Raw genomic sequence first — 23,060 nt, forward strand, 5'->3', positions numbered from 1 at the left:
GAGCATGAGTCAGGAAGACCGCTGCGGGGCTCCCACCACCATCATCACTGTCAGACCCGGATGCGCCTGCCGGTGAGCCGCTCGGCGCGCTCGTCGGCATGCTGCAGGGCCTTCTGCTCGCGCGTGCGACGCAGCACGGTGACACCCCGCAGCAGCTCCTCGGGGTCGACCTGCGGTACGGGTGAGAGGAACGGGGCGGTCTCGGATGCGAGCTCCGCGGCCACCCGCGCGCGGGCGGCGGGGGAGAGCTGCTCGGCCCCGGCCAGGAACTGCGAGATCCGGCGTGCCAGGCGGTCCGGCAGCCTGGCCGCATCGGCGACCGTCGACCACGCGTGCAGCGACGGCGGCAGGTACGGCACGTGCACCGGCAGTCGCGGCGTGCGCACCCGCTGCGAGTACGTGCCGGCGACCAGATCGCCGAGCCGCTGCGAGCGGGCCGTGACCGCGCCGGTGATCACCGCCCCGCCGCCGAGGGTCATGTAGATCTCCAGCAGGCCGACCAGGGCGCGGATGAAGGAGTGCCTGAAGCCGATGGCCCCGCCGTCGGTGCGCACGATCCGCCCTCCCACGGCCAGCTTGCCCAGGCTGCGTCCGCGGGTGGCCATCTCGACCGTGATCGGCAGCACCAGGAAGCTGAGCACCGCCGCCCACACGCTCAGGATGGTCATGAGGTGCCCGTCCAGCAGCCCCTCGGCCATCAGCCAGATCTGCAGCAGCTCGACGGCGAGGAACACGACGAAACCCACCACCATGTCGATGGCGGCTCCCGCCGCCCGCAGCACGAATCCCACCGGCTGCACGTCGATCGCGACAGCCTCGCCGGACAGGATCTCCTGCTCGTCTGCGATGGGGGAGGACACAAGTAAAGTGAACCACGTGGATGCCGATGCCCTCACCGACGCGCGCCGCCCCGAGTGGGACCGGCTCGATCGGCTGAGCAGGAAGCGCCGGCTCTCGGGCGACGAGGTCGACGAGCTCATCGTGCGCTACCGTGCGGCATCCGCCGATCTCGCCGAGCTGAAGACCTCGGTGGGCGACTCGCCGCAGGGCGCGTACCTGTCGACCATCCTCGCGACGGCCCGGCTACGGCTGACCGGCGCTCCGGAGAACATCGTCGCGCAGATCGTGCGCTTCTTCACCCTGCAGCTGCCCGCAGCGCTGTACCGCCTGCGCTGGACGACCCTGGTGATCGCTGTCGCGTTCGTGCTGGTCGTCGCGCTGGCCGGGGCCTGGATCGCGTCGGACCCGGCCCGCATCGCGGCACTCGGCACTCCGGAGGCTCTGAAGCAGTACGCCGAGAAGGACTTCACGGACTACTACGGCCCGATGGCCTCGTTCGCGGGCATGGTGTGGTCGAACAACGCGCTCATCGCCCTGCAGTGCGTGCTGTTCGGAGTCACCGGCGTGTGGCCGGTGTGGATGCTCGTGCAGAACGCCATGGGGCTGGGTGTCGCAGCCGCGGTGATGGCCGCGCACGACCGGCTCGACGTCATGCTGCTGTACATCCTCCCGCACGGGATGCTGGAGCTGACGGCCGTCTTCGTCGCGGCCGCGGGGGGTCTGCACATCTTCTGGGCATGGGTCGTGCCGGGGCGCCGAGGGCGCGGGGAGTCGCTGGCAGCCGGAGGCAGATCGCTGGCGACCGTGGCGATGGGGCTGGTGCTCATCCTCGGGCTGTCGGGACTCGTGGAGGGCTTCATCACAGGTTCTGCGCTGCCCTGGCCGGTGAAGATCGGCATCGGCGCGCTGGCGCTGGTCGTCGTGCTGCTGTACATGCTGGTCGTCGGGCGTCGAGCCCATCGCAGCGGGCAGACCGGGGATCTGGTCGAGTTCGACGCGGGCACGCCCACGCTCACCGCGGGCTGAGTCCCGGCATCCGTCGGCATCTGTCGGCATCTGTCTCCGGGCGATGAAAGAGGGGACGGCCGGAGCCGCCCCCTCGGGAATCCGCGTGCGGATCAGTCCCTGGTGGTGCCGTCGAACAGCGCCTTGAAGGCGAAGCCGACGATCAGCGCGCCCACCGCCGGGAAGACGATGAACACCCACAGCTGGCCCAGCAGCTCGCTGCCGCCGTAGATCGCTGCGGCCAGCGACCGCGCGGGGTTGACGGAGGTGTTGTCGACCGGGATGGCGATCAGGTGGATCAGCGTGAGCGACAGTCCGATCGCGATGCCGGCGTGCTTTGAGCCGCGCGTCGGGTGGGTGGAGCCGAGGATGACCAGCACGAAGAAGCCGGTCAGGATGACCTCGATGATGATCGCGGACATCATGCCGAATCCGCCGGGGGAGTGCGTCCCGAACCCGTTCGCGGCGAACCCGGCATCCTGAGCGGTGGTCAGCCACTTGTCCGGACCGAACAGTCCGATCAGGACCAGGGCGCTGGAGGCGAACACGCCGCCGACGACCTGCGCGACGACGTACGGCACGACGTCGCGCCAGGGGATGCGACCGGCAGCGGCCGCACCGAGTGTGACGGCGGGGTTGAAGTGTCCACCGGAGAGCGGTCCGAAGGCGTACACGCCCACGAGCACCGTCAGGCCGAAGGCCAGGGCGATCGCGACGTACACGGCGGACTGCGCACCGGGCTCGGTGAAGTGGTTGGAGGCGAACACGGCGGTGCCGACGCCGCCGAAGACGAGCAGGAACGTGCCGAAGCCCTCGGCGGCGAGCTTCGCGCCGAGGGTCGGACGTTCTGCGATCGTGGGGGAATCCGTCATCTCTGCATGTCCTTCCGGTCGATGCGCGGCGAGGGCCGGGCGAAGACATGATCTCGGGTTCGCGGCACGCGACCGCTCAGGCGCGCCGCCGGTCTGCGTCGTGGGTTTTTTGATTCACTCAAAAGAAGATAGGCTGAGGGCATGCGGACGGATGCCACGGAACTCGACACGGCGATCAGGACGGCGGGCCTGCGGGTCACCGGATCGCGCCGTGCGGTTCTCGAGGCGCTGCGCGCGCGTCCGCATGCGCGTGCCGACGAAGTGCTGGGCATCGTGCGCGATGCGACGCCGACGGCCAGCCTGCAGTCGGTCTACAACGCGCTGAACGACTTCACGGCATCCGGCCTCGTGCGCAGGATCGAGCCCGCCGGGCATCCGATGATGTTCGAGGTGCGCATCGGCGACAACCACCACCACCTGGTCTGCACCTCCTGCGGCATGGTCGTCAACGTCGACTGCGCGATCGGCCATGCCCCCTGCCTCGAGCCCAGCGATCCGCACGGCTTCCGCGTCGCCACCGCCGAGGTGACCTACTGGGGCGTCTGCGCGGCGTGCTCCGCGCTCGCCGATGACGCGTCCTGACTTCTGACCTCACCCTGAACCACTCCACCGGAAGGACATCATGACTGAGAACCTGACAGACGAGACCGAAGGCGTCATCCCCACGCCCACCGACACCGAGCAGGCTGTCGCCTCGGAGTCCGCGTGCCCCGTGGTGCACACCGGGGCGACCCGCGCCGGCGGTTCGACGGCCCGCAGCTGGTGGCCGAACCGGCTGAACCTGCGGGTGCTGGCGAAGAACCAGCCCGCCACGAACCCCTACGGTGCGGAGTACGACTACCGCAAGCAGTTCGCCGACGTCGACCTCGACGAGCTGCGTGCCGACATCGAAGAAGCGCTGACCACCCGCCAGGACTGGTGGCCGGCCGACTTCGACAACTACGGCCCCGCCGTCGTGCGCATGGCGTGGCACAGTGCCGGCACCTACCGCGTGACCGACGGTCGCGGCGGCGGCTCGACCGGCCAGCAGCGCTTCGCACCGCTGAACAGCTGGCCCGACAACGTCGGGCTCGACAAGCCGCGCCGCATCCTGTGGGCCGTGAAGAAGAAGTGGGGCTCGCGCGTCTCGTGGGCCGACCTGATGATCTTCGCCGCCAACGTGGCCATGGAGCAGATGGGCTTCACCACCTTCGGCTTCGGCGGTGGCCGGGTGGATGCCTGGGAGCCGGATGACGACGTGTACTGGGGCTCGGAGAGCACCTGGCTCGCCGACGATGGACGATACGAGGCGGGCAAGACCAGAGACCTGGAGAGCCCGCTCGCGGCGACCCAGATGGGCCTCATCTACGTCAACCCCGAGGGCGTGGGCGGCAACCCCGATCCGCTGGAGCTGGCTCACGACATCCGCGAGACCTTCGGCCGGATGGCCATGAACGACGAGGAGACCGTCGCGCTGATCGGTGGCGGCCACACCTTCGGCAAGACCCACGGTGCCGGACCCGCCGACCAGGTGGGGCCGACGCCCGAGGACGCCCCGATGGAGCAGATGGGCATCGGCTGGAAGAACTCGTTCGGCACCGGCAAGGGCGACGACCAGACCGCGAGCGGGCTGGAGGTCACCTGGACCTACCACCCCACGCGCTGGGACAACGAGTTCTTCCACATCCTGTACGCCTACGAGTGGGAGCTCATGGAGAGCCCGTCGGGTGCCAAGCAGTGGCGTCCGAAGAACGGCGCCGGTGCCGACATGGTGCCGATGGCCCACGATCCGTCCAAGCGCCGCGAGCCGCGGATGCTCACCAGCGACCTGTCGCTGCGCTTCGACCCGATCTACGGGCCGATCTCCGCGAAGTTCCGCGATGACCCGCAGGCGTTCGCCGACGCCTACGCCCGCGCCTGGTTCAAGCTCACGCACCGCGACATGGGCCCGTCCACCCGGTACGTGGGCAAGCTGGTTCCCGCCGAGGAGCTCATCTGGCAGGACCCGGTGCCCGCCGTCGACCACGAGCTGATCTCGGAGGCGGATGCCGCCGAGCTGCGCGCCCGTATCCTCTCCTCGGGGCTCAGCGTGCAGGAACTGGTCTCCACGGCATGGGCTGCTGCGGCATCCTTCCGCGGCAGCGACCGCCGAGGCGGCGCCAACGGCGCGCGCCTGGCGCTGGAGCCGCAGGCGAGCTGGCAGGTGAACAACCCCGCCCGCAGCGCGAAGGTGCTGGACGTGCTGCGCGGCATCCGCTCCGAGTTCGAGGAGTCGGGTCGACGCGTGTCTCTGGCCGACCTCATCGTGCTGGCGGGCAACGCCGGTGTCGAGAAGGCGGCGGCGGATGCCGGACACGAGGTGACCGTGCCGTTCCGGCCCGGCCGCACCGACGCCACGCAGGAGAACACCGACGTCGAGTCCTTCACCTACCTCGAGCCGGTGGCCGACGGGTTCCGCAACTACCAGGGGCCTGAGGCGACGAAGGCCGGGCTGCCGGCCGAGTTCCTCCTGGTCGACAAGGCCGCGCTCCTGAACCTGACCGCACCGGAGATGACGGTGCTGGTGGGCGGAATGCGGGCCCTGGACGCCAACTGGGACGGCTCGAAGCACGGCGTGTTCACCGAGCGCCCCGGCGTGCTCACGAACGACTTCTTCGTGAACGTGCTCGACATGGGCTACGAGTGGAAGCCGCTGGACCCGGGCTCGCACGCCTTCCAGGCGACCTCGCTCGAGACCGGTGAGCCGGCCTGGATCGGCACCCGCGCCGACCTGGTGTTCGGCTCGAACTCCGAACTGCGCGCGGTGGCCGAGGCCTACGCCTCTGACGACGACCTGTTCGTCGACGCGTTCGTGCAGGCCTGGACGAAGGTCATGGAGCTGGACCGCTTCGACCTGGAGTGACCCCGGCCCGTCGTTCCTCGAACGGCCCCTGCAACGGCCCCTGCCCCGAACGGCCCCTGCCCCTCACCGGGCGGGGGCCGTTCCCGTCCCTGGCCGCGCGTCCGTCCTCCCCGCGCGGCAGTTCTTGCTCGACGCGGCGCAGATCTGCGCAGCGCGGAGCGGGAACTGCCGCGCGGAGGTCGGCCGGCGCCGGGAACGGCCGCGCGGGCCGGGAACTGCAGCGCGGAGCGGGAACTGCCGCGCGGGCCGGAAACTGCAGCGCGGGCTACAGGCGGCCGATGGCCTTCAGCTCCAGGTAGCGGTCGGCGATGCGCGGGGGGAGCGCCTCGGGGTCGGCGGCTATGGCCTCACCGCCGGCACGGCGCACGGCATCCGCCACCACCTGAGCATCGCGGATGGTCTGCTCGGCGGCGGCCGCCAGGTACACGTCCAGTCGCGAGTCGCGGCGGCGCGCCAGCTCGACGATGGCGTCGTCGGTGGCCGAGCCCACCAGCAGGGTCGTGGCGCGCGATGCATCGGGGAAGGCGCCCAGGAACCCGCGGGCCGACTCCGCCGCATCCTGCGCGGTGAGCACCACCACCAGCGACGGGCGGGTGGTGAGTCTGCGGATCGAGGCGAACGCCGCCGTCCAGTCCGTGTCCACCAGCCGGGCGTGCACGGGGGCCATCGCGTCGGTGAGAGCGGGGAGGAGCGCCGCCCCCTCCACGCCACTGACCCGGGCGCGCACCGCACGGTCGAACATCAGCAGGTGCACGTGGTCTCCGGCGCGCGATGCGAGCGCGGCCAGCAGCAGCGAGGCCTCGAGCGAAGCCTCCAGTCGTGTGCTGTCGCCCACGCGGGCGGCAGCCGTGCGGCCGGTGTCGATGAGGATGACGACGTGCCGGTCGCGCTCGGGGCGCCAGGTGCGCAGCATGGTCGTGCCCGCGCGCGCGGTCGCGCGCCAGTCGATGGAGCGGATGTCGTCGCCGCGCACGTACTCGCGCAGCGAGTCGAACTCGGTGCCCTGGCCGCGCACCTGGATCGACGTGTTGCCGTCCAGTTCGCGCAGCCGGGCCAGCCGTGACGGCAGGTGCTTGCGCGAGGCGAATGCGGGCAGGATGCGCAGCGCGCCGCGCACGTCGTGCCGCGCCTGCCTGCCGGCCAGACCCAGCGGTCCGCGGGAGCGGATCACGGCGAATTCGCTGCTGAGCTCGCCCCGGCGACGCGGCAGCAGCGGGATCGGCATCCGTCGTCTCTCACCGGGCGGCACCAGCAGCTGCTCCCGCTTCAGCGGGGCGCCGGCGGTCGGCTGCCAGGCATCCCGCAGCCAGCCGTGCAGCGTGCGGGTGCCGGTGTTCTGCACGGCGATGCTCGTGAGCACCTGTTCGCCCAGCCGCGCGCGCTCGGGAATGCTGCGGGTGACGACCACCGCCCGCGGGTTGGCTGCCAGCAGCACGTCCAGCGTCACCAGCACCGCGCACAGCAGCAGCCACCCGCCGAGCACGGCCCACGCCGACCAGCCGATCGTGCTCAGCAGCACGAGCGGCACGACGCCGAGCGCGATCAGCGGAGCCAGCAGCGCGGTCACGAACATGTCAGATCGGCACCCGGGTCTGCTGCACGACCGACGCCAGCACGGCATCCGCCGTCACGCCCTCCATCTGCGCGTCCGGGCGCAACTGCAGACGGTGCCGCCAGACCGGCATCAGCATGGTCTGGATGTGGTCGGGTGTGACCGCAGCCTGGGCGTTCAGCCACGCCCACGCCTTGGCGGCGGCCAGCAGCGCGGTCGAGGCGCGGGGGCTCGCCCCCAGCTCGACCGACGGCGACTGGCGGGTCGCGCGGGCGAGGTCCACCACGTAGCCCAGCACGTCGTCGGTGACCCGCACGCGATCCGCGGCGTCCTGCGCGGCGCGGATCTCCGAGGCGCTCACGGCCGACTGCACCCCGGTCAGCAGCCGCGGAGAGAAGCCGTCGGCGTGCAGCCGCAGCACCGACACCTCGGCATCGCGCTCGGGCATGCCCACCACGAGCTTCATCAGGAAGCGGTCCAACTGCGCCTCGGGCAGCGTGTAGGTGCCCTCGTGCTCGACGGGGTTCTGCGTGGCGGCGACGAGGAACGGATCGGGCAGGGTGCGGCTCACGCCGTCGGCGGAGACCTGGCGCTCCTCCATGGCCTCCAGCAGTGCCGCCTGCGTCTTCGGGGGAGTGCGGTTGATCTCGTCCGCCAGCAGGATGCTGGTGAACACCGGCCCGGGCCGGAACTCGAACTCACCGGTGCGGGCGTCGTACACCAGCGATCCGGTCACGTCGCCCGGCATGAGGTCGGGGGTGAACTGCACGCGCTTGGTGTCCAGGCCGACGGCGCGGGCGAAGCTGCGCACCACCAGCGTCTTGGCGACACCCGGCACGCCCTCCAGCAGCACATGCCCCCGCGCCAGCAGCGCCACCAGCAGCCCGGTGACGGTGCCCGCCTGGCCGATGACCGCCTTGTCGACCTCGGCGCGCACGCGGTGCATGGCCTGGCGCAGCGCGTCGTCGGAGGGTGCGGAGGGCGGAGCGGATGCCGCTGGCGCGGCCTGCTCGGCGTACGGGGCGGAGTCGTCGCTCACGATCGGTTCCTTTCAGTGCGGGCGGCGTGGATGCTCTGCTCCACGGCCGTCTCGAGTTCGGAGAGTCTGCGTGCCAGCTCGACGAGCTCGCGATCGTCCTGCGGCGCCTGACCGCCGAGCAGGTCGTACAGCGCGGTGCGGGGCACGCCGAGGCGATCGGATGCGGCATCCGCCACCTCTTCCACGCGCGAGCGCGGCCCGAGCGCCAGCCGCGCCGCCAGCCGGGAGAGCGTTCCCGAACGGATGGCGCTGCCTGCGTGCGGGGCGTCCGCAGCCTTCGCGGTGAGCCTGGCCCTGCCCTGCATGGTCTCGGAGGCGCGCACGGTGACCGGAAGCGCCTCCGCCACCAGCGGCCCGAAGCGGCGTCCACGCCACCAGATCGCGGCGACGCCCGCCAGCATCAGCAGCAGGATCGCCGGCGTCAGCCAGCCGGGGCTCAGGTCGCCGAGGGTCTTCTGCGCCGAGGAGATGTCGCTGTCGGCGAAGTCGGGCACGTACCAGACGACCTGGGGCTGCTGCGCGATCAGGGCCAGGCCCAGTGCGGCGTTCCCGTTCTCGGCGAGATGCCCGTTGGAGAACAGCTCCGTGCCCTCGACCAGCGTGATCGTGCGCCCGTCGGCGGTGCTGCGCAGCACTGCCGACGAGTCATCGCCGAAACATCCGTCGACGCCGCGCGCCGGGACGAACGCGCGCTGCGGCTCGATGCCTCCCACACGGGCGAACTCCGGGACCGAGCAGGAGGCCTCGACTTCGGCGCCGCCGTCCCAGGCATCCGTGCCCAGCTTCAGCAGCCGCAGCATGCGTGCGCTGCTGGTGAGCAGCACCACGCGATCGGCGCGCTCCAGCAGGGTGCGGACGCCGTCGTCGCTGAGCGTGTACGGATCGGTGAGCACCAGCGTGGCATCCGGCCCCAGCATCGATGCCGCCTCGACACGGCTGCGCGTCTCCGTGATGTCGACGCCCTGGTCGCGGGCGAGCTCCGCCAGCGCCTTCGCCCCTGAAGGACCCGGGTTGGAGGGGCTGAGAGTGCCGGACATGTCCGCGCCGATCATCGGCAGACGCGTGGTCAGCAGCACGACGCCCAGCACGAGGACGATGACGATCGTCCAGCCGAGGATGCGTCCACGGCGCCCTGCCGGCGGCGCGGACGCGGTGGATGCGGCGGTGTCGGGTGCCGTCTGCGGGATGGGGGACAGGGTGCTCATGCCGGCACTGCCTGGACGGTCTGCGGCTGTGCGCCCTCCAGCGGCGGCGCCGTGCGCAGTTCGTCGTCCGTCGCCGCCAGCAGGCTGTACATCTCCTCATCGGCGGGGGTGCGCAGGTACCGCACGGCGTCGAACGCCGTCGCGGTCGCGTGAAGCCGGTCGGCAAAGCCGGGGAACGGGGCGGCGGCCTGCCGGGCGATGCCCTGCGCGGTGTCGCCGGGCGCAGGGTCGATGAGATCCCGCTCCAGCAGGCCGCGTGCCAGAGCCCGGTAGCGCAGCACGACCGCGGTGTCCCAGTCTCGATCCCTGGTGGCGCGGTCGGCCTCGGCCCGCAGCTGCGCCGCCGTCCGGTCGTCACGCTCTCCGAGCAGCTCAGCGCGCCGGTGCGTCGACCGGGACGCGCGGGGTCGTCCCCACACCAGCAGGGCGACCACCAGTGCCAGGACGATCACCAGGACGATGATCGTCAGGAACACCGGGGCGAGGTCGCCCGTGCCCTTTCCACTGAACAGTTCGGAGATCCACTTCACGACGCCAAGGGCCCACTCGTCGAACCAGGTGGGCTTGGCTGCCTGATAGGCCTGTTTGGAGAGCTCGTCCTCGGCCCACTGCCGCGCCTGGTCCCCGTCGGGGATGAACAGATCGTCGGCCGCGGGAAGGAGGATCATGCGTCGCCGCCCGGAGGCGCCCAGGGGCTCGGCGCGGACGGGGGGATCGGCTGCGCCTGCGGGGCGGGCGCGGGAGTCGGCTGCGGGGGCGTCGCGGGCTGCGGGGGCGTCGCAGGCTGCGGGGCCGTCACGGGCGCGGCATAGGGCGGTGCGGTGGGTGAGGGATGTGCGGGCTGCGTCGGGTCGCCGAACTGCGTCGGGTAGCCCGGCTGCGTCGGGTAGCCGGGCTGTGCCGGGTAGCCCTGCTGTGCCGGGTACGCCGCGGGTGCGGGGTACGGAGCTGGCGCACCGTACGGATACGGCGCCGGGTACGGGTACTGTCCCGGAGCCCCACCGGGATAGGCGGGGGCGGGCATCCGCGGCGGTGGATTCTTCGACACGGCCCGAGCCGGGTCCACCTCCCACGGGTCGCCGAGCGCCTCGTCCGAGGTGCCCTGCGCGCTGAGCTCCACGTACCGGATGAGCGCCTGGTCGAGACCTTCGTAGCGCATCCTGCTGTCCACGTACACCAGCGTGGCACCGGTGCCCTGCACGACCAGGGCGATGGCCGAGACCACCAGCACGAGCACCTGGGGGATCACGTTCGCGACGATCATCGTGACGATCTGCGTGGGCTCGTCTGCGCCGGTCGGCGCCAACAGGCCGCCGAAGATCCCCGACAGCAGGGTCGCCGGGTAGGAGACCACCTGCACGGCGACGCCCATGATCGCCTGGATGAGGAACGCGATGCCGAACGCGAACCAGAAGCGGCCGCGGATGAGCCGCCACGAGCGCACCAGCGCGGTGCGCAGCGTCGCGCCCTCCAGCACCAGCACAGCGGGGACGACCAGCAGCTTGGTGGTCAGCCACACGAACAGCGGGATGCTCAGCAGCAGCATGAGCAGCCCGATCAGCACCGCGAATCCGATGGCTTCGAAGCCGTTCGACCCCGTCGCCGAGACCAGTCCGTACACGATCCCGAATGCCACGGCGACCCAGACGACCACGGCCAGGGCCTGCAGCAGCGAGTAAGAGAACAGGCGCCAGAATGCGGGCTTCACCCGTCGCCACAGCAGGCGCAGCGACGCCTTCCGCCCCACCGCCGCGTACGAGACGTCGGCGGCGACCAGACCCTGCACGACGGCCGAGAAGCCGATGGCGACCAGCGACATCACCAGCACGGCCGCGCCGCCCAGCGCCGTCGACCCGATCAGGACGGGCAGGTAGTCGGCGGAGGAGGTCGGAACCGTCGCGACGCGCGCGACGATGAAGAACGTCACCAGCAGCAGCACGCCGGTGGTGATCGCCGTGACCACGAACTGCACGAGCACGGCGAAGCCCAGCAGCACCTTGGGGTTGTGCCGCAGTGCGGCGAACGCACGGCCGAGCACCGTTCCGAATGTCATCGGATGCAGGGGGAATGCCCCCTTCTTGGGCGCGGGCGCCCAGGCCTGACCGCTCATCGAGCACTCCCTCCGTGTGCACTCCCATGGTTGCATAACGGGTCCTCGCATCGTCGGCACGCGCCCGTGATCGGGACGCCGTCGGTAATGTCAAGTAGGCTGATCCGAGTTGTGGACGGCAGGGGAATCGCCGTATGCATCGCACAGAAAGATGAGGCTGGGCACAAGATGACCTCACGGATCCTCGTGGTCGACGACGACACGGCACTGGCCGAGATGATCGGCATCGTGCTGCGCACGGAGGGTTTCGACGTGCTGTTCTGCGCCGATGGTGCACTGGCCGTGGAGGAGTGGCGCTCCTCCCGTCCTGATCTCGTGCTGCTCGATCTCATGCTCCCCGGCATGGACGGCATCGAGATCTGCACCCGCATCCGCGCGGAGTCCGGCGTGCCGGTGATCATGCTCACCGCCCGCAGCGACACGGCCGACGTCGTCCGCGGTCTCGAGGTCGGCGCCGACGACTACATGGTCAAGCCCTTCAACCCGAAGGAGCTCGTCGCCCGCATCCGCACCCGCCTGCGGCCGGCGCCGCAGGCGACCGCCGAGGTGCTGCGCGTCGGGGACCTCACCATCGACGTCGATGCGCACGAGGTGCGTCGCGGCACGGCTCCCATCGCCCTCACCCCGCTGGAGTTCCAGCTGCTGGTCGCGCTTGCCTCCAAGCCGCAGCAGGTGTTCTCCCGCGAGATGCTGCTCGAGCAGGTGTGGGGCTATCACTACAAGGCCGACACGCGGCTGGTCAACGTGCACGTGCAGCGGCTGCGCGCCAAGGTCGAGCTCGATCCGGACAACCCCCGCATCGTGATGACCGTGCGCGGCGTCGGCTACCGCGCCGGGAGCATCAGCTAGGAGCCTGCGGTGATCGCGACATCCGCGACGCGCCTGCGACCCGCATCCTGGCGCTCGCCGCGCACCTGGCCCGACGCGCTGGAGGTGAACTGGCGGCGCTCGATGCGCTTCCGCGCCACGGCCATCACGCTGGCCGCCACATCGCTCGCGGTGCTGGTGATCTGCGTCATCATGGGCCTGGTCATCCGCAACGACCTGTTCGAGGCGCGCAAGGACGAGGCCCTGCACAATGCCAGGGTCGCCGTGGCGCAGGCGCAGCGCGTGGTCGACGCCGGCGTGGCCGGCGATGACCGGGCCACGCTCACCAACCTCTGGAACGAGGCGCAGCGCGAGCTGGGCCGGGCCTCGTCGTCGAACCTCATCGTCGGCAACCTCGCCCAGCGCCTGGGCGAGGGCTACACGCCGCTGGGGTTCGGCAGCCTGCAGCTGACCTATCAGCAGCTCAGCAACGAGCTGCGCACGCGGGTGCAGAAGGTCCCGACCCGGCAGGCCTGGCAGTCCATCGCGCTGCCGCATGGCGATCGGCCGGCATCCGCCGGCATCGTCGTCGGGCAGATGCTCACCATCCCCGACGTCGCGACGTACGACATCTACATCGCCTACGACTTCTCGGATGCCGACGACACCCTGCTGTTCGTGCAGCGCACCCTGTGGCTGGCAGGACTCACGCTGATCGCCCTGATCGGGGGCATCAGCTGGCTGGTGCTGAGATCCGTCTCCGCACCGATCATCGAGGCGGCGGAGACCAGCGCCCGGCTGGCGGCGGGGGATCTGGGCGTGCGGCTGCCCGTGCACGGCGAGGACGAGCTGGCGAGCCTCGGCCGTTCGTTCAACGCCATGGCCGACAGCATCGAGCGGCAGATCAAGGAGCTCGCGGAGCTGTCGCTCGTGCAGCAGCGCTTCGTCTCGGACGTGTCGCACGAACTGAGGACTCCGCTGACCACGATCCGGCTGGCGTCGGAGATGATCAACGACCAGAAGGACGACTTCGACCCGATGACGGCCCGCACGGTCGAGCTGATGCACACGCAGGTGCACCGCTTCGAGACGCTGCTCGCCGACCTGCTGGAGATCAGCCGCTACGACGCGGGCTCCGTGCAGCTCGAGGTCGAGGCCACCAGCCTCGCCCAGTTGGCGGAGGAGATGGTGGATCAGATGCGCCCGCTCGCGCAGGCGCACGACACCGAGCTGCGGATGGTCGCTCCCGGCGGGTACTCGCCGGTGGACATGGATCCGCGGCGGGTGCGGCGGGTGCTGCGCAACCTGGTCGGCAACGCCATCGAGCACGGCGAGGGGCGCCCCGTCGTGGTCACCGTGGACAGCAACCAGTACGCGGTGGCCGTGGGCGTGCGGGACTTCGGGCTGGGCATGCGACCGGAGGACGCCGAGCACGTGTTCGACAGGTTCTGGCGAGCCGACCCCTCCCGCAAGCGCACCATCGGTGGCACCGGACTGGGCCTCTCGATCGCGTTGGGCGACGCCCAGCTGCACGGCGGCACGCTGCAGGTGTGGTCGCAGCTGGGCGTCGGCAGCAACTTCGTGCTGACCGTGCCGCGCTCGGGTGGCGAGATCACCGGCCAGGGCCCGATCCCGCTGGAGCCCGAGGAGGCGCTGGCCGACCTCGGCACCCTGACGCAGCCCATCAGGCTGGGCCGCGATGGCGCACCGGACGACGACGGCGAGGAGGGGCGATGAGGCGCAGAAGAGGCATCCGCCTGCTCGTGGTCGCCGTGACCGGGCTGCTGCTGGCAGGGTGCTCGGGACTGCCGACGTCCGGGCCGCCGAACCCGGGACTGACCATCGGCGACGATGGGCAGGAGCAGATCTTCATCCCCACCGCCTCGGATCCGCAGCCGGGCGACAGCCCCGAACAGATCGTCAAGGGGTTCCTGGAGGCGTCCATGACGCCGACCAGCAACTGGGACACCGCGCAGAAGTACCTCACGGACGGCTTCCGCGCGACCTGGAAGCCCGGATCGTCGGTGACGATCGACGAGTCCGCGACCACGCGCGAGTTCACCTCCACGGTGAAGGCAGACGACAAGTCGGCGAAGTCCGCCGAGGTGCACGCCCAGTTCCAGCAGGTCGCCAGCGTCGATGCCTCCGGCGCCTACACCGGAGACTCCGGTACGGCGAAGGCGACGTACAAGCTCAAGCGCGAGAAGGACGGAGAGTGGCGCATCTCCGAGGCGAACGACGGGATCGTGCTCGATGCCCCGACGTTCCCGCGGGTGTACCAGAAGTACGCGCTGAAGTACTTCGATCCGGGGTGGAAGCATCTCGTGCCCGACGTGCGCTGGTTCCCGCGCCGGCCCTCGATGGCCACCACCATCGCCCGTGCGCTGATCTCCGGCAAGCCCAGCGAGTGGCTGGCGCCTGCAGTGCGCTCGGCGTTCACCGGGGACATCTCGCTGGCCGGGGATGCCGTGACCGTCGACTCCTCGCAGGTCGCGACGGTCGGTCTCTCGCGCACGGCGATGTCGGCGTCGGCCATCGACCTCTCCCGCATGCGCACGCAGCTCGAGAGCAGCCTGGCCGGCGCCGGAGTGTCGGAGGTGCGCTTCACCGTCGACGGGGCGCCGCTGGAAGCGGGGCTCATTCCTGTCGACGAGAACGTCGTCGACCCCGGAGTGCTCGTGCTCACCGATGACGGCTTCGGCCGCATCCTGTCCGGAGCCAGCGTCGAGCCCGTCGGCGGCCTCACGGCGCAGATCGCCAAGATGGCGGTGCCTCCGACGGCGATCGACGTGTCGCTGGATGCGACTCTGGCGGCTGTGCAGCTGCGCGACGGCGACGTGGCCGCCCTCAGGTCGGGCGAGCAGATCCCGCTCGACGACCGCGATGATCTGATCGAGCCATCGCTGGATCCGTTCGGATACGTCTGGACGGTGCCCGATGACGCCCCGGGCATGCTCGTGGCGTGGGGCGTCGACAGGGCGCAGCATCCGATCGCGAAGGCCTGGCCCGGGGCGGACAGCATCAGTCAGCTGCGGGTGTCCGCCGACGGCACGCGGGTCGCTGCCGTGGTGACGACGGGCAGCCAGCGCAGCGTCGTCGTGGCGGGGATCATGCGGGGCGAGAACTCCGAGCCAGTAGAACTGGGGGCGCCGCACACGATCGGCGAGCTCACCGGCGCTTCACAGGGGCTGGCCTGGTTCGGCTCGGACACCGTCGCCGTGATCAGCAGCACGCCCGATCCGATCTTCACGACCTTCGTCATCGGCGGCCCGTCGACCGCCTCCGCAGCTCCGGACGGCGCGGTGGCGATCGCCGGGGCCAAGACGCCGACGGGGCTGCGCGTGCTGTCCTCGGACGGCTCGGTCTATGCGCAGCGCGGGTCGTCGTGGCAGATCGCGGTGCCGAGTGCGCGGGTGCTGGGCACCCGCGCCGGCTACTGATCCGCGCCATCTGATCCTCCTGCACAATCACCGGGTTCTCCGGGTTGTGCACGGATGCCGTGATCGCCGTCCGTCGCGGCCTGCGGGTGCGCGAGGATCGTCGGATGGACGGCATCCGGGGGGTCGCGCAGGAGGCGCTGGCGCTGCTGCTGGCGTCGTCCTGCCCTGGGTGCGATCGCGTCGGCACGCTGCTGTGCGACGACTGCCGGCGGATGCTGGTCGCCGACCCGGTGCGGACGATCAGCCCTGGCGGCCTCGACGTGCATGCGGCGCTGGCGTACCAGGACGTCGCGGCGCGCTGCATCCGCTGCCTGAAGGAGGAGGGTGCGACGATGCTGGCGCGTCCGCTGGGGCTGGCGCTGCGGTCGGTGCTGGCGGCGCAGGCGCCGGCGGGAGCGCTGATCGTGCCGGTGCCGACCGGCCGCGCCGCGTACCGGCGGCGCGGATACCGGGTTCCCGAGCTGCTGGTCGCGCGTGCCGGGTTCACGCCTGAGCGGATGCTGCGGGCCGCCAGGCGCACGGGTGATCAGCGCGGTCTCGGGCGCGCCGACCGCGCGCGCAACGTGGCAGGCAGCCTGCGCGCGGTGCGGCCAGGAGGAGGGCGGGAGGTCGTGATCGTCGACGATGTGGTCACCACCGGGGCCACGCTGGACGAGGCTGCGAGAGCCCTGCGCGCCGCAGGATTCCGTCCGATCTGCGCGGTCGCGCTGGCCGCCACGCCCGGCCGTCGCGACACGCGGGAGATCCAGGTGAACGGATAGTGACATGTCTGGGTGCGAGTACTAGCGTAGGGATCCACAAGGCGACCACGGTCCGCCCTTGGCCGGGAGGACCGGGACAAGGAGGCAGTGATGGAAACGAGCATCATCGGCGTCGGAGTGAGCATCTCCGACCGGTTCCGCACGGTTGTCGAGGAGAAGACGGCGCGGATCCAGACGCTCGCGCCGCGGGCGCTCCGACTCGAGATCAAGGTCACGCATCGTGCGTATCGCAACGGGCGGGTTCCTGACGAGACGGTCGAGCTCACGCTGCTCGGCAAGGGTCCCGTGATCCGCGCGGAGGCTGTCGATGCTGACAAGTTCACTGCGCTGGATCTGGCGCTCGACAAGCTCACCGAGCAGCTGCGTCGCGCGAAGGAGAAGCGGATCGACGCGCGCAACCAGGCCCGCGGCGCGCACTTCGAGAAGGGCAGCGGCGCGCTGACCGGGATCGACGTGCAGCCCGCATCCGCCGACGTGCTCCGCGCCGTCGCGACCGGGGCCATCCCCGTGCTCGAGGACGAGGAGGAGGTGTACACGCCGGTCGTCATCCGCACGAAGAACTTCGATGCCGAGTGGATGACAGTCGAGGAGGCCGTCGACCGCATGGAGCTGGTCGGGCACGACTTCTTCCTGTTCGTGGATGCCCGCACCGACCACCCCAGCGTGGTCTACCGCCGCAAGGGCTGGGACTACGGCGTGATCTCGCTGACCACGGCGGCTCCGCCCGCGGAGGCACTGGCGTCCTGACCCGCTTGGGTTCCTGAGCCCGTCGAAGGATCGAAGGCCCGTCCCGTTCGCGGGGCGGGCCTTCTGCCCTTCTTGGATGTCTGACGTCGTCTGCGTGCGTGCGCTTCCCGCGGACTTGTCCGATTGGCGCGGGTGGATTCCCGGCATCCGTCCGCGCGAAGCGCATTTCTCCGCGCCAAGCGCGTGGAGTCGGTTCCGGTAGTCAGTCGAAGATGCCGTCCAGGATGCTGCCGATCACCAGGCCGCCGAGGATGCCGCCCATCACGCCGTTGCCGCCGCGCTGCCCGCCGCCCCAGCCGTCTCCGCCCCAGCCCTGATCCTGCGGGCGCGACGAGTCGATGTCGCGCTGTGCGAGCTGCAGAGCCTCGGATGCCAGCTGCGCCACCCGCCGCGCGGAGGACAGCGCCTGCTCGCGCGTCTCCTCGGCAGGGAGCATGGCCGGCACATCCACGCGCAGCCGTTCGGCCTCGGCGAGCCGGGTGCGGGCATCCGCTCCGATCCAGCCTCGGTGTCCGGAGATCAGGCCGCGAGCTACGCCCAGCTGCCGGTCGGCGTCATCCAGCGCGTTCTGCACCTGGGCCAGTGAGGGGAGCGGATGCTCGATGCGGTACTGCGCCCTGCTGATCGCGGCATCCAGATCGCTGTTGGCGGTGCGCAGCTGCGTCAGCTCGGCGAACGGGTCGTTCAGGGTTCCGATCGGTGCGAGCGCGCTGAGCGCCGCCTCGAGCGCCGCTGAGGCAGCCGCCACCTCGGGCGTACGCGGAGCGTTGCGGGCCGCCACGATGTCCCCACGGGAGTCGGCCACGACGTTGGCCAGGGTGGACTCGGCGCGCAGCGCCTCGATCTCGAACTCGTCCACGGCATCCAGCAGGGCACCGGCGCGGCGGACGGCCTCGGTGGCGGTCTCCAGCGCGATGATCGCCTCGTCGTTGTGCTTCGCGGCGCGGCGGCGCTCGGTCACGTCCGCACCGTGCACGGCGAATGCCAGCAGCTGCTCGGCCTCGTCGCCCGATGAGGCGATCCGCCGCATGGCCGTCTCCGCGTAGCGTGCGGAGAGCCGGGTGATGGTCTCCCTGGCCTGCGGCACGCGAGCGCTCAGCGCCTCGGCATCCTTGCGCACCTGGGCGATCACCTCGGGCGTGCGGCGCACCTTGGCGACCGTGGCGGCCAACGCACCGGTCTTCTCGGTCAGCAGGCCCTCGGCCCACTCGCACAGCTGCACGATGCGTGCATTGCGGGTGCGCAGCTCCTCGTCGGTGTCGGGGATCTCGTCGTGGTTCAGCTGGTGCAGCTGGAAGGCCTCCTGCAGATGCAGGCGCACGGCATCCAGAGCGGCCTTCGTGTCGGACGTCAGCGCCTCGCCGAGCTCAGCCTGCGCGAACGCCAGCTCCTCGCCGGTGCTGCGGATGCGCTCGTCGGCGGCGACCAGCGCCTGCTCGGCGCGGCGCGCGAGATCGGCATCCTGCACCGCCAGCGCTTCCTGTTCACGCTTGTTCCTGCCCCAGAATCCGGCCATGGATCGATCCTACGGTCCGGTGGGAATGTGCGCGCTGTGCATCCGATGTGCCTTCCGCGAACACCTCCTGCGCCGAGACCCCTCACCACCGCCGAGACCCCTCATGAATCGCGTCGCTCACGAGGGGTCTCGGCGAGCATGAGGGGTCTCGGCGGAGGTGGGCAGGGATCAGGCGATGGCGGTGCGGCGGGTGAGGTCGGCCCGCGGGGGACGGATCAGCAACGAGACCAGCGCGATCGCCAGCGGGAGGCCGATGGCGAGGCCGAGGAGCCACAGCACGGGCAGGTCCGACATGGCGTACCGGCCACCGGCCTGGGTCAGGCCCCAGGCGCCCACGACGCCGATGCCGGTGCCCAGCAGACATCCGATGCCGACGATGATCAGCGCCTGCCAGGCACCCACCGCGCGGCGCAGCCGTCGGGTCCCGCCCACGGCGGCCAGCGTTGCATCGTCCTCCCGACGCTCGATGCGTGCCAGCCCGAGGCTGATCGCCGCCGCCGCGATCACGATCACGCTGACTGCCGCGAGCACCAGCACCAGCCACGGCAACGACGGGTCCGGGCCGTTCTCCACGCGCACCATGTATGAGGACGTGCCGACCGACGCGGTCTCCGCGTCCGCGTTCAGGCGATCCTGCACGGCCTGGGAAGGCGCCTGATCGAACAGGCCGATCCACCAGGTCTCGACCACGGTGATCCCGAGCCTCTTCGCCGCGGCGGGGGACAGGACCACCTGCCAGACCGTGCCGCCCCCGGAGTGCACCTCCACGGGCACCTCGAGGACGCGCTCCGGCTCGGGCTCCGACTCCGAGGTCAGCTCCTTGGCGTCCCAGATCGCCACGTGCGCCATGTCGCCCGGGCCGACGTAGTCACTCGGGGTCGCGACAGCCCCGCCGTCCGCGTACCGCTGCAGCTCGTCGGGCGTGAGCGGGATCCCCGTGAGCAGCGAGAGATCCTCGGGCTGGATGACGGTGACCGGCTGGCCGAAGTGGTCGGACCAGTACGCCGGGCCACCGCTGGTGGGGTCGCCGGGGGTGTACATCGAGAGGGAGGCCACCGTGGCCCGCTGGTCGATCGGATCCCCGTCGTCGCCGAACTCCGGCTGCACGGTGCTGGACACGGCGACGATGCGGTTCGGATTCGCGTCGCCCAGGAACTGCGGCTCATGACCCACGGCACCGCCCCACGCGTCCACGACCACGCTGCCCTTCGGCGCGGTCCAGGCGTAGTTGCGATCGTTGTGCGCACCGGTGATGGCCACGGCCGACAGCACGAACGCGGCCACCGCGACGCTCGCGGCTATGGCTGCGAACGCGGGCACCGTGCGGGAGGAGTTGGCCACGGCATCCCGTGACGCCAGCCGCGCGCCCGAGCCCAGCCGGGGGAGCAGTCGTGCCAGCACGCCCAGGACGCCCTGCCCTGTGACGATGACGCCCAGAAGCAGGAGCAGGATGCCGCCGATGAACACCCACAGTGCCAGCATCTGGAACTGATTCCAGAACAGCACCGTCTGAGCGAGGGCGAGCACGATCCCGGCGGGGATGATCAGCGCGGCGCCGAGCACGAGGATCACCACGCCCCACACCGGTTGGCGACGCGACATCCTCACGGGGCGCCTGGCGCCGCGCAGCGCGGCCAGGGCGTCGCCGTGCGTGGCGCTGCGCGCCGGCAGCAGAGAGGCCAGCACACCGACCAGCATCGCGAACACGACGATGACCGGTGCTGTCCACGGCACCTTCAGGCCCCACGACGACCAGAAGGTGTTTGCGACTCCGGGATCCAGGACGGCGAACGCGATGGCGACGCCGCCGATCCCGACGGCAGCGCCGATCAGCCCGCCGGCGAGTCCCAGCAGCGCACCCTGTGCCAGCACGATGCGGAACACGTCCGACCGGCGGGCGCCGACGGTCGTGACGACGGCCAGCGAGCGCTGCTGACGTCGGGCGCTCACGGCCATGGCGGCGGCGGAGAGCAGCCCCACCAGCACCCCGATGAACACCGCCGCGATGGACATGGTCGCGAGGATGCCGAATTTCTCCGCTTCGGAGATGCTGGTCCAGTACAGCTTCGCGCCGGCCGGTGGATGCTGAACCAGATCGCGCGCGTAGGCGACGTAGCCCGCGTGATTCAGTTCGGCCAGCTTCGCGGCGTCCGGCTGCCAGGCCGGCACGAACCAGGTTAGGGACATCGGATCCGTGTCGGAGCGCAGCGGCGTGAACAGTGTGTTGGTGTCCGTGCTCCCGTCCAGCGCTCGCATGGTGCCGGTGATGCGGTAGCGCAGGTTCTCCTCCGGCAGCACCGCCTCGTCGCCGACCTTCAGGCCCAGCCGGGACATCAGGGCGGGGGAGGCCATGGCCTCGTCGGCCTGCGACGGCGCGTGCCCGGAGAGCACCTCGAACCTTCCGGCCAACCGCGGGTCCCAGCTGTCGCCGCCCACGACGGAGAAGTTCGCGATGCCGGTCGGCGTCTTCATACGCGCTCCACCATAGAGCGCCAGGGGGAGGGTCTCCGTGCCTCCAGGCAGATCGGCATCCGCAAGGCTCGTCGGCGGCGGGAGTTCAGGGTTCTTCGGCGACCCGTCCTTGTTCATGGCGATGTCATTGCCGTACGGCATGTCGATCATCTGCGTCCGGCTCGGGTCCGGACCGCCGGCGATCTGGATCCACGCCTGGGTGTGCCCGAGCTCCAGCGTCGTGGCCTGCTCGGGTGCGGGTGTCCGGCTCTCCACGAAGGTGACCGCCGCGACGGCTCCCGCCACAGGAATGGCGATCAGTGCCGCCACCAGCATCGAGGATCCCTTCGCGCGCAGCAGCTGCCGCCACGCGAGCTTCAACGTCACACCGGGACGCGCGCGCCTGCTCATGGATGCCCCACCAGCATCGCGTCCGCCTCGTCGCGGCGCGACTCGTCCACGATGCGGCCGTCGCGCAGGAACACCATCCGGTCCGCCCACGCCGCGTGCCGCGCCTCGTGCGTGACGAGGATGCCGGCGGCGCCCGAGTCGATGCGCCCTCGGATGGTCTTCATGACCTGCTCGCCGGTGACCGAGTCCAGCGCGCCCGTGGGCTCGTCGGCCAGGATCAGCCGTCGCCCGCCGATGATGGCGCGGGCGATGGCCACCCGCTGCTGCTGGCCGCCGGAGAGGTCATCGGGGTAGGCGTCGCCGCGGTCGCCCAGCCCCACCAGGCCCAGGGCGTCTCGTCCGGCCCGCCGCACGGTGCGGCGGCTCACGCCGTCCAGCTCCATCGGCAGCGTGACGTTCTCCATGGCGGTCAGTGTGGGGATGAGGTTGTAGTCCTGGAACACGAAGCCCACAGCCTTGCGGCGCAGGGCCGCCAGCTGGTCGGGCGCCGCCGTGCTGAGGTGCTCGCCGTCGATGACCACCTCGCCGACGGTGGGTGTCTGCAGCCCGCCTGCGATGGACAGCAGCGTCGACTTGCCCGAACCGGACGCCCCCATCACCGCAACGAGCTCGCCGGGCATCACCTCCAGATCCACGCCGCTGAGCGCCGAGACGGCGAGCTCCCCGACGCCGTACTGCTGCGAGACGCCCACCATCCGCAGCACCGCCGCGGTCATGCGCGGGCCTTCGACGGACGGCCGCGCTTGGGCCGCTCGGTGGACAGCTCCAGCTCCAGCGCGCGCTGCGGATGCAGGCTCAGCCGCTGCTCGGTGTGATCCAGCCAGCGCACCTCGGCCTCAGCCGCGAAGATCATCGAGTCCACCACGAGCGTCCAGGCCAGCTCCTCGGCGCCCTCGGGGTCGGCGCCGGCGTACTTGGCCCGGTTCAGCTCCTGCAGCTGAGCCAGCGACGCCTTGCGCTGATTGTGGATGACGACGCTCACATCAACCCCGGGCAGCGTCGCGGCGATGGCCAGCTTGATCGCGAGCTCGTCACGCGTGCCGGCCTGGCGCCTCACCGGGGATGCCAGCCATTCGGCGACCTCGGCTCTGCCGGCATCCGTGATCTCGTAGTAGACGTGACCCTGGTCGTCCACGTCGCCCTTCTGCACCAGGCCGTCGCGCTCCAGGCGCTCCAGGGTGTTGTAGATCTGGCCCACGTTCAGCGGCCAGGTCGATCCGGTGCGCCGATCGAACTCGGTGCGCAGCTGGTACCCGTAGCACGGGCCCTGGTCGAGGATGGCCAGCAGACTCTGACGGACGGACATGCGATCTCCTGTCGGATTTCCGGGTATTGCGTTTCTGAGTATATGCATATCCGGAAAGGTGTGGAAGCGCCCGAGATCGGCGCGTCCGTTCGCCCTCAGCGAGCACCCGGGACCTCG

General features: G+C 70.9%; 19 protein-coding genes. 8 read left to right on the plus strand and 11 right to left on the minus strand.

The annotated features are described in order from the left end of the window. Positions 1 to 50: 50 nt before the first annotated feature. Positions 51 to 860, minus strand: a complete 810-nt coding sequence (locus tag Q0568_RS15505; RefSeq protein WP_298868073.1) for an RDD family protein — start codon at positions 858 to 860, stop codon at positions 51 to 53. A gap of 16 nt (positions 861 to 876) precedes the next feature. Between Q0568_RS15505 and Q0568_RS15510 the strand changes: the two genes are divergently transcribed. Further along, positions 877 to 1,866, plus strand: a complete 990-nt coding sequence (locus Q0568_RS15510) for a stage II sporulation protein M (RefSeq protein WP_298868075.1) — start codon at positions 877 to 879, stop codon at positions 1,864 to 1,866. A gap of 92 nt (positions 1,867 to 1,958) precedes the next feature. Here the strand turns inward: Q0568_RS15510 and Q0568_RS15515 are convergent, their stop codons facing one another. Beyond that, positions 1,959 to 2,717 (minus strand): aquaporin, encoded by a 759-nt coding sequence (locus Q0568_RS15515; protein WP_298868079.1) that lies wholly within the window; start codon positions 2,715 to 2,717, stop codon positions 1,959 to 1,961. 141 nt (positions 2,718 to 2,858) lie between these two features. Between Q0568_RS15515 and Q0568_RS15520 the strand changes: the two genes are divergently transcribed. Beyond that, positions 2,859 to 3,299 (plus strand): Fur family transcriptional regulator, encoded by a 441-nt coding sequence (locus Q0568_RS15520; RefSeq protein WP_298868081.1) that lies wholly within the window; start codon positions 2,859 to 2,861, stop codon positions 3,297 to 3,299. A gap of 40 nt (positions 3,300 to 3,339) precedes the next feature. Then, complete coding sequence (gene katG / locus Q0568_RS15525) at positions 3,340 to 5,598, plus strand: catalase/peroxidase HPI (protein ID WP_298868083.1); 2,259 nt, start codon at positions 3,340 to 3,342, stop codon at positions 5,596 to 5,598. 265 nt (positions 5,599 to 5,863) lie between these two features. On the opposite strand, the gene Q0568_RS15530 is transcribed toward katG, so the two are convergent. The 5 genes from Q0568_RS15530 to Q0568_RS15550 all read right to left on the minus strand — a co-directional run bounded on the left by Q0568_RS15530 (position 5,864) and on the right by Q0568_RS15550 (position 11,504). After that, entirely contained in the window at positions 5,864 to 7,171 is a 1,308-nt protein-coding gene (locus tag Q0568_RS15530) for a DUF58 domain-containing protein (RefSeq protein WP_298868085.1), read from the minus strand. Position 7,172: 1 nt separating this feature from the next. Further along, the gene (locus Q0568_RS15535) at positions 7,173 to 8,096 is read right to left on the minus strand and encodes a MoxR family ATPase (RefSeq protein ID WP_298868245.1); all 924 of its coding nucleotides are present in this window, start codon (positions 8,094 to 8,096) and stop codon (positions 7,173 to 7,175) included. An 89-nt stretch (positions 8,097 to 8,185) separates the two neighbouring features. Continuing rightward, positions 8,186 to 9,394 carry a DUF4350 domain-containing protein gene (locus Q0568_RS15540; RefSeq protein WP_298868087.1) on the minus strand — a complete coding sequence of 403 codons (1,209 nt, stop codon included), beginning with the start codon at positions 9,392 to 9,394 and terminating at the stop codon, positions 8,186 to 8,188. Further along, on the minus strand, positions 9,391 to 10,062 hold the full coding sequence (locus Q0568_RS15545; RefSeq protein WP_298868089.1) for a DUF4129 domain-containing protein: 672 nt from the start codon (positions 10,060 to 10,062) through the stop codon (positions 9,391 to 9,393). The genes Q0568_RS15540 and Q0568_RS15545 overlap by 4 nt, the downstream gene beginning before the upstream one ends. Beyond that, positions 10,059 to 11,504, minus strand: a complete 1,446-nt coding sequence (locus Q0568_RS15550) for a hypothetical protein (protein ID WP_298868091.1) — start codon at positions 11,502 to 11,504, stop codon at positions 10,059 to 10,061. Before Q0568_RS15550 ends, Q0568_RS15545 begins: the two co-directional genes overlap by 4 nt. A gap of 168 nt (positions 11,505 to 11,672) precedes the next feature. On the opposite strand from Q0568_RS15550, the gene mtrA reads away from it, so the two are divergent. From mtrA to raiA, 5 genes are all read left to right on the plus strand, one after another. Further along, the gene (gene mtrA, locus Q0568_RS15555) at positions 11,673 to 12,353 is read left to right on the plus strand and encodes an MtrAB system response regulator MtrA (RefSeq protein WP_298868093.1); all 681 of its coding nucleotides are present in this window, start codon (positions 11,673 to 11,675) and stop codon (positions 12,351 to 12,353) included. Positions 12,354 to 12,362: 9 nt separating this feature from the next. After that, positions 12,363 to 14,048, plus strand: a complete 1,686-nt coding sequence (gene mtrB, locus Q0568_RS15560; protein WP_298868095.1) for an MtrAB system histidine kinase MtrB — start codon at positions 12,363 to 12,365, stop codon at positions 14,046 to 14,048. Then, positions 14,045 to 15,751: an LpqB family beta-propeller domain-containing protein gene (locus Q0568_RS15565; RefSeq protein WP_298868097.1), complete on the plus strand. Its 1,707-nt coding sequence runs from the start codon at positions 14,045 to 14,047 to the stop codon at positions 15,749 to 15,751. The genes mtrB and Q0568_RS15565 overlap by 4 nt, the downstream gene beginning before the upstream one ends. Positions 15,752 to 15,855: 104 nt before the next feature. After that, a complete protein-coding gene (locus tag Q0568_RS15570; RefSeq protein ID WP_298868099.1) occupies positions 15,856 to 16,512 on the plus strand; it encodes a ComF family protein in 657 nt (218 codons plus the stop codon). 90 nt (positions 16,513 to 16,602) lie between these two features. After that, complete coding sequence (gene raiA / locus Q0568_RS15575) at positions 16,603 to 17,259, plus strand: ribosome-associated translation inhibitor RaiA (RefSeq protein WP_298868100.1); 657 nt, start codon at positions 16,603 to 16,605, stop codon at positions 17,257 to 17,259. 202 nt (positions 17,260 to 17,461) lie between these two features. On the opposite strand, the gene Q0568_RS15580 is transcribed toward raiA, so the two are convergent. From Q0568_RS15580 to Q0568_RS15595, 4 genes are all read right to left on the minus strand, one after another. Beyond that, on the minus strand, positions 17,462 to 18,775 hold the full coding sequence (locus Q0568_RS15580; protein ID WP_298868102.1) for a hypothetical protein: 1,314 nt from the start codon (positions 18,773 to 18,775) through the stop codon (positions 17,462 to 17,464). Between the two features lie 168 nt (positions 18,776 to 18,943). Continuing rightward, positions 18,944 to 21,637, minus strand: a complete 2,694-nt coding sequence (locus Q0568_RS15585) for an FtsX-like permease family protein (protein ID WP_298868104.1) — start codon at positions 21,635 to 21,637, stop codon at positions 18,944 to 18,946. After that, on the minus strand, positions 21,634 to 22,353 hold the full coding sequence (locus tag Q0568_RS15590) for an ABC transporter ATP-binding protein (RefSeq protein ID WP_298868107.1): 720 nt from the start codon (positions 22,351 to 22,353) through the stop codon (positions 21,634 to 21,636). Before Q0568_RS15590 ends, Q0568_RS15585 begins: the two co-directional genes overlap by 4 nt. Next, a complete protein-coding gene (locus tag Q0568_RS15595; protein WP_298868109.1) occupies positions 22,350 to 22,943 on the minus strand; it encodes a PadR family transcriptional regulator in 594 nt (197 codons plus the stop codon). The genes Q0568_RS15590 and Q0568_RS15595 overlap by 4 nt, the downstream gene beginning before the upstream one ends. Positions 22,944 to 23,060: the final 117 nt, after the last annotated feature.

The organism is uncultured Microbacterium sp. (assembly GCF_937927635.1).
Lineage (GTDB): Bacteria > Actinomycetota > Actinomycetes > Actinomycetales > Microbacteriaceae > Microbacterium.

Coding starts and splice junctions, on each gene's coding strand:
- Q0568_RS15585 (WP_298868104.1), bottom strand. CDS start 21,637: ATGAGCAGGCGCGCGCGTCCCGGTGTGACGTTGAAGCTCGCGTGGCGG.
- Q0568_RS15580 (WP_298868102.1), bottom strand. CDS start 18,775: ATGGCCGGATTCTGGGGCAGGAACAAGCGTGAACAGGAAGCGCTGGCG.
- Q0568_RS15545 (WP_298868089.1), bottom strand. CDS start 10,062: ATGATCCTCCTTCCCGCGGCCGACGATCTGTTCATCCCCGACGGGGAC.
- mtrA (WP_298868093.1), top strand. CDS start 11,673: ATGACCTCACGGATCCTCGTGGTCGACGACGACACGGCACTGGCCGAG.
- Q0568_RS15515 (WP_298868079.1), bottom strand. CDS start 2,717: ATGACGGATTCCCCCACGATCGCAGAACGTCCGACCCTCGGCGCGAAG.
- Q0568_RS15590 (WP_298868107.1), bottom strand. CDS start 22,353: ATGACCGCGGCGGTGCTGCGGATGGTGGGCGTCTCGCAGCAGTACGGC.
- katG (WP_298868083.1), top strand. CDS start 3,340: ATGACTGAGAACCTGACAGACGAGACCGAAGGCGTCATCCCCACGCCC.
- Q0568_RS15565 (WP_298868097.1), top strand. CDS start 14,045: ATGAGGCGCAGAAGAGGCATCCGCCTGCTCGTGGTCGCCGTGACCGGG.
- Q0568_RS15595 (WP_298868109.1), bottom strand. CDS start 22,943: ATGTCCGTCCGTCAGAGTCTGCTGGCCATCCTCGACCAGGGCCCGTGC.
- Q0568_RS15535 (WP_298868245.1), bottom strand. CDS start 8,096: ATGCACCGCGTGCGCGCCGAGGTCGACAAGGCGGTCATCGGCCAGGCG.
- Q0568_RS15570 (WP_298868099.1), top strand. CDS start 15,856: ATGGACGGCATCCGGGGGGTCGCGCAGGAGGCGCTGGCGCTGCTGCTG.
- raiA (WP_298868100.1), top strand. CDS start 16,603: ATGGAAACGAGCATCATCGGCGTCGGAGTGAGCATCTCCGACCGGTTC.
- Q0568_RS15520 (WP_298868081.1), top strand. CDS start 2,859: ATGCGGACGGATGCCACGGAACTCGACACGGCGATCAGGACGGCGGGC.
- Q0568_RS15530 (WP_298868085.1), bottom strand. CDS start 7,171: ATGTTCGTGACCGCGCTGCTGGCTCCGCTGATCGCGCTCGGCGTCGTG.
- Q0568_RS15550 (WP_298868091.1), bottom strand. CDS start 11,504: ATGAGCGGTCAGGCCTGGGCGCCCGCGCCCAAGAAGGGGGCATTCCCC.
- Q0568_RS15540 (WP_298868087.1), bottom strand. CDS start 9,394: ATGAGCACCCTGTCCCCCATCCCGCAGACGGCACCCGACACCGCCGCA.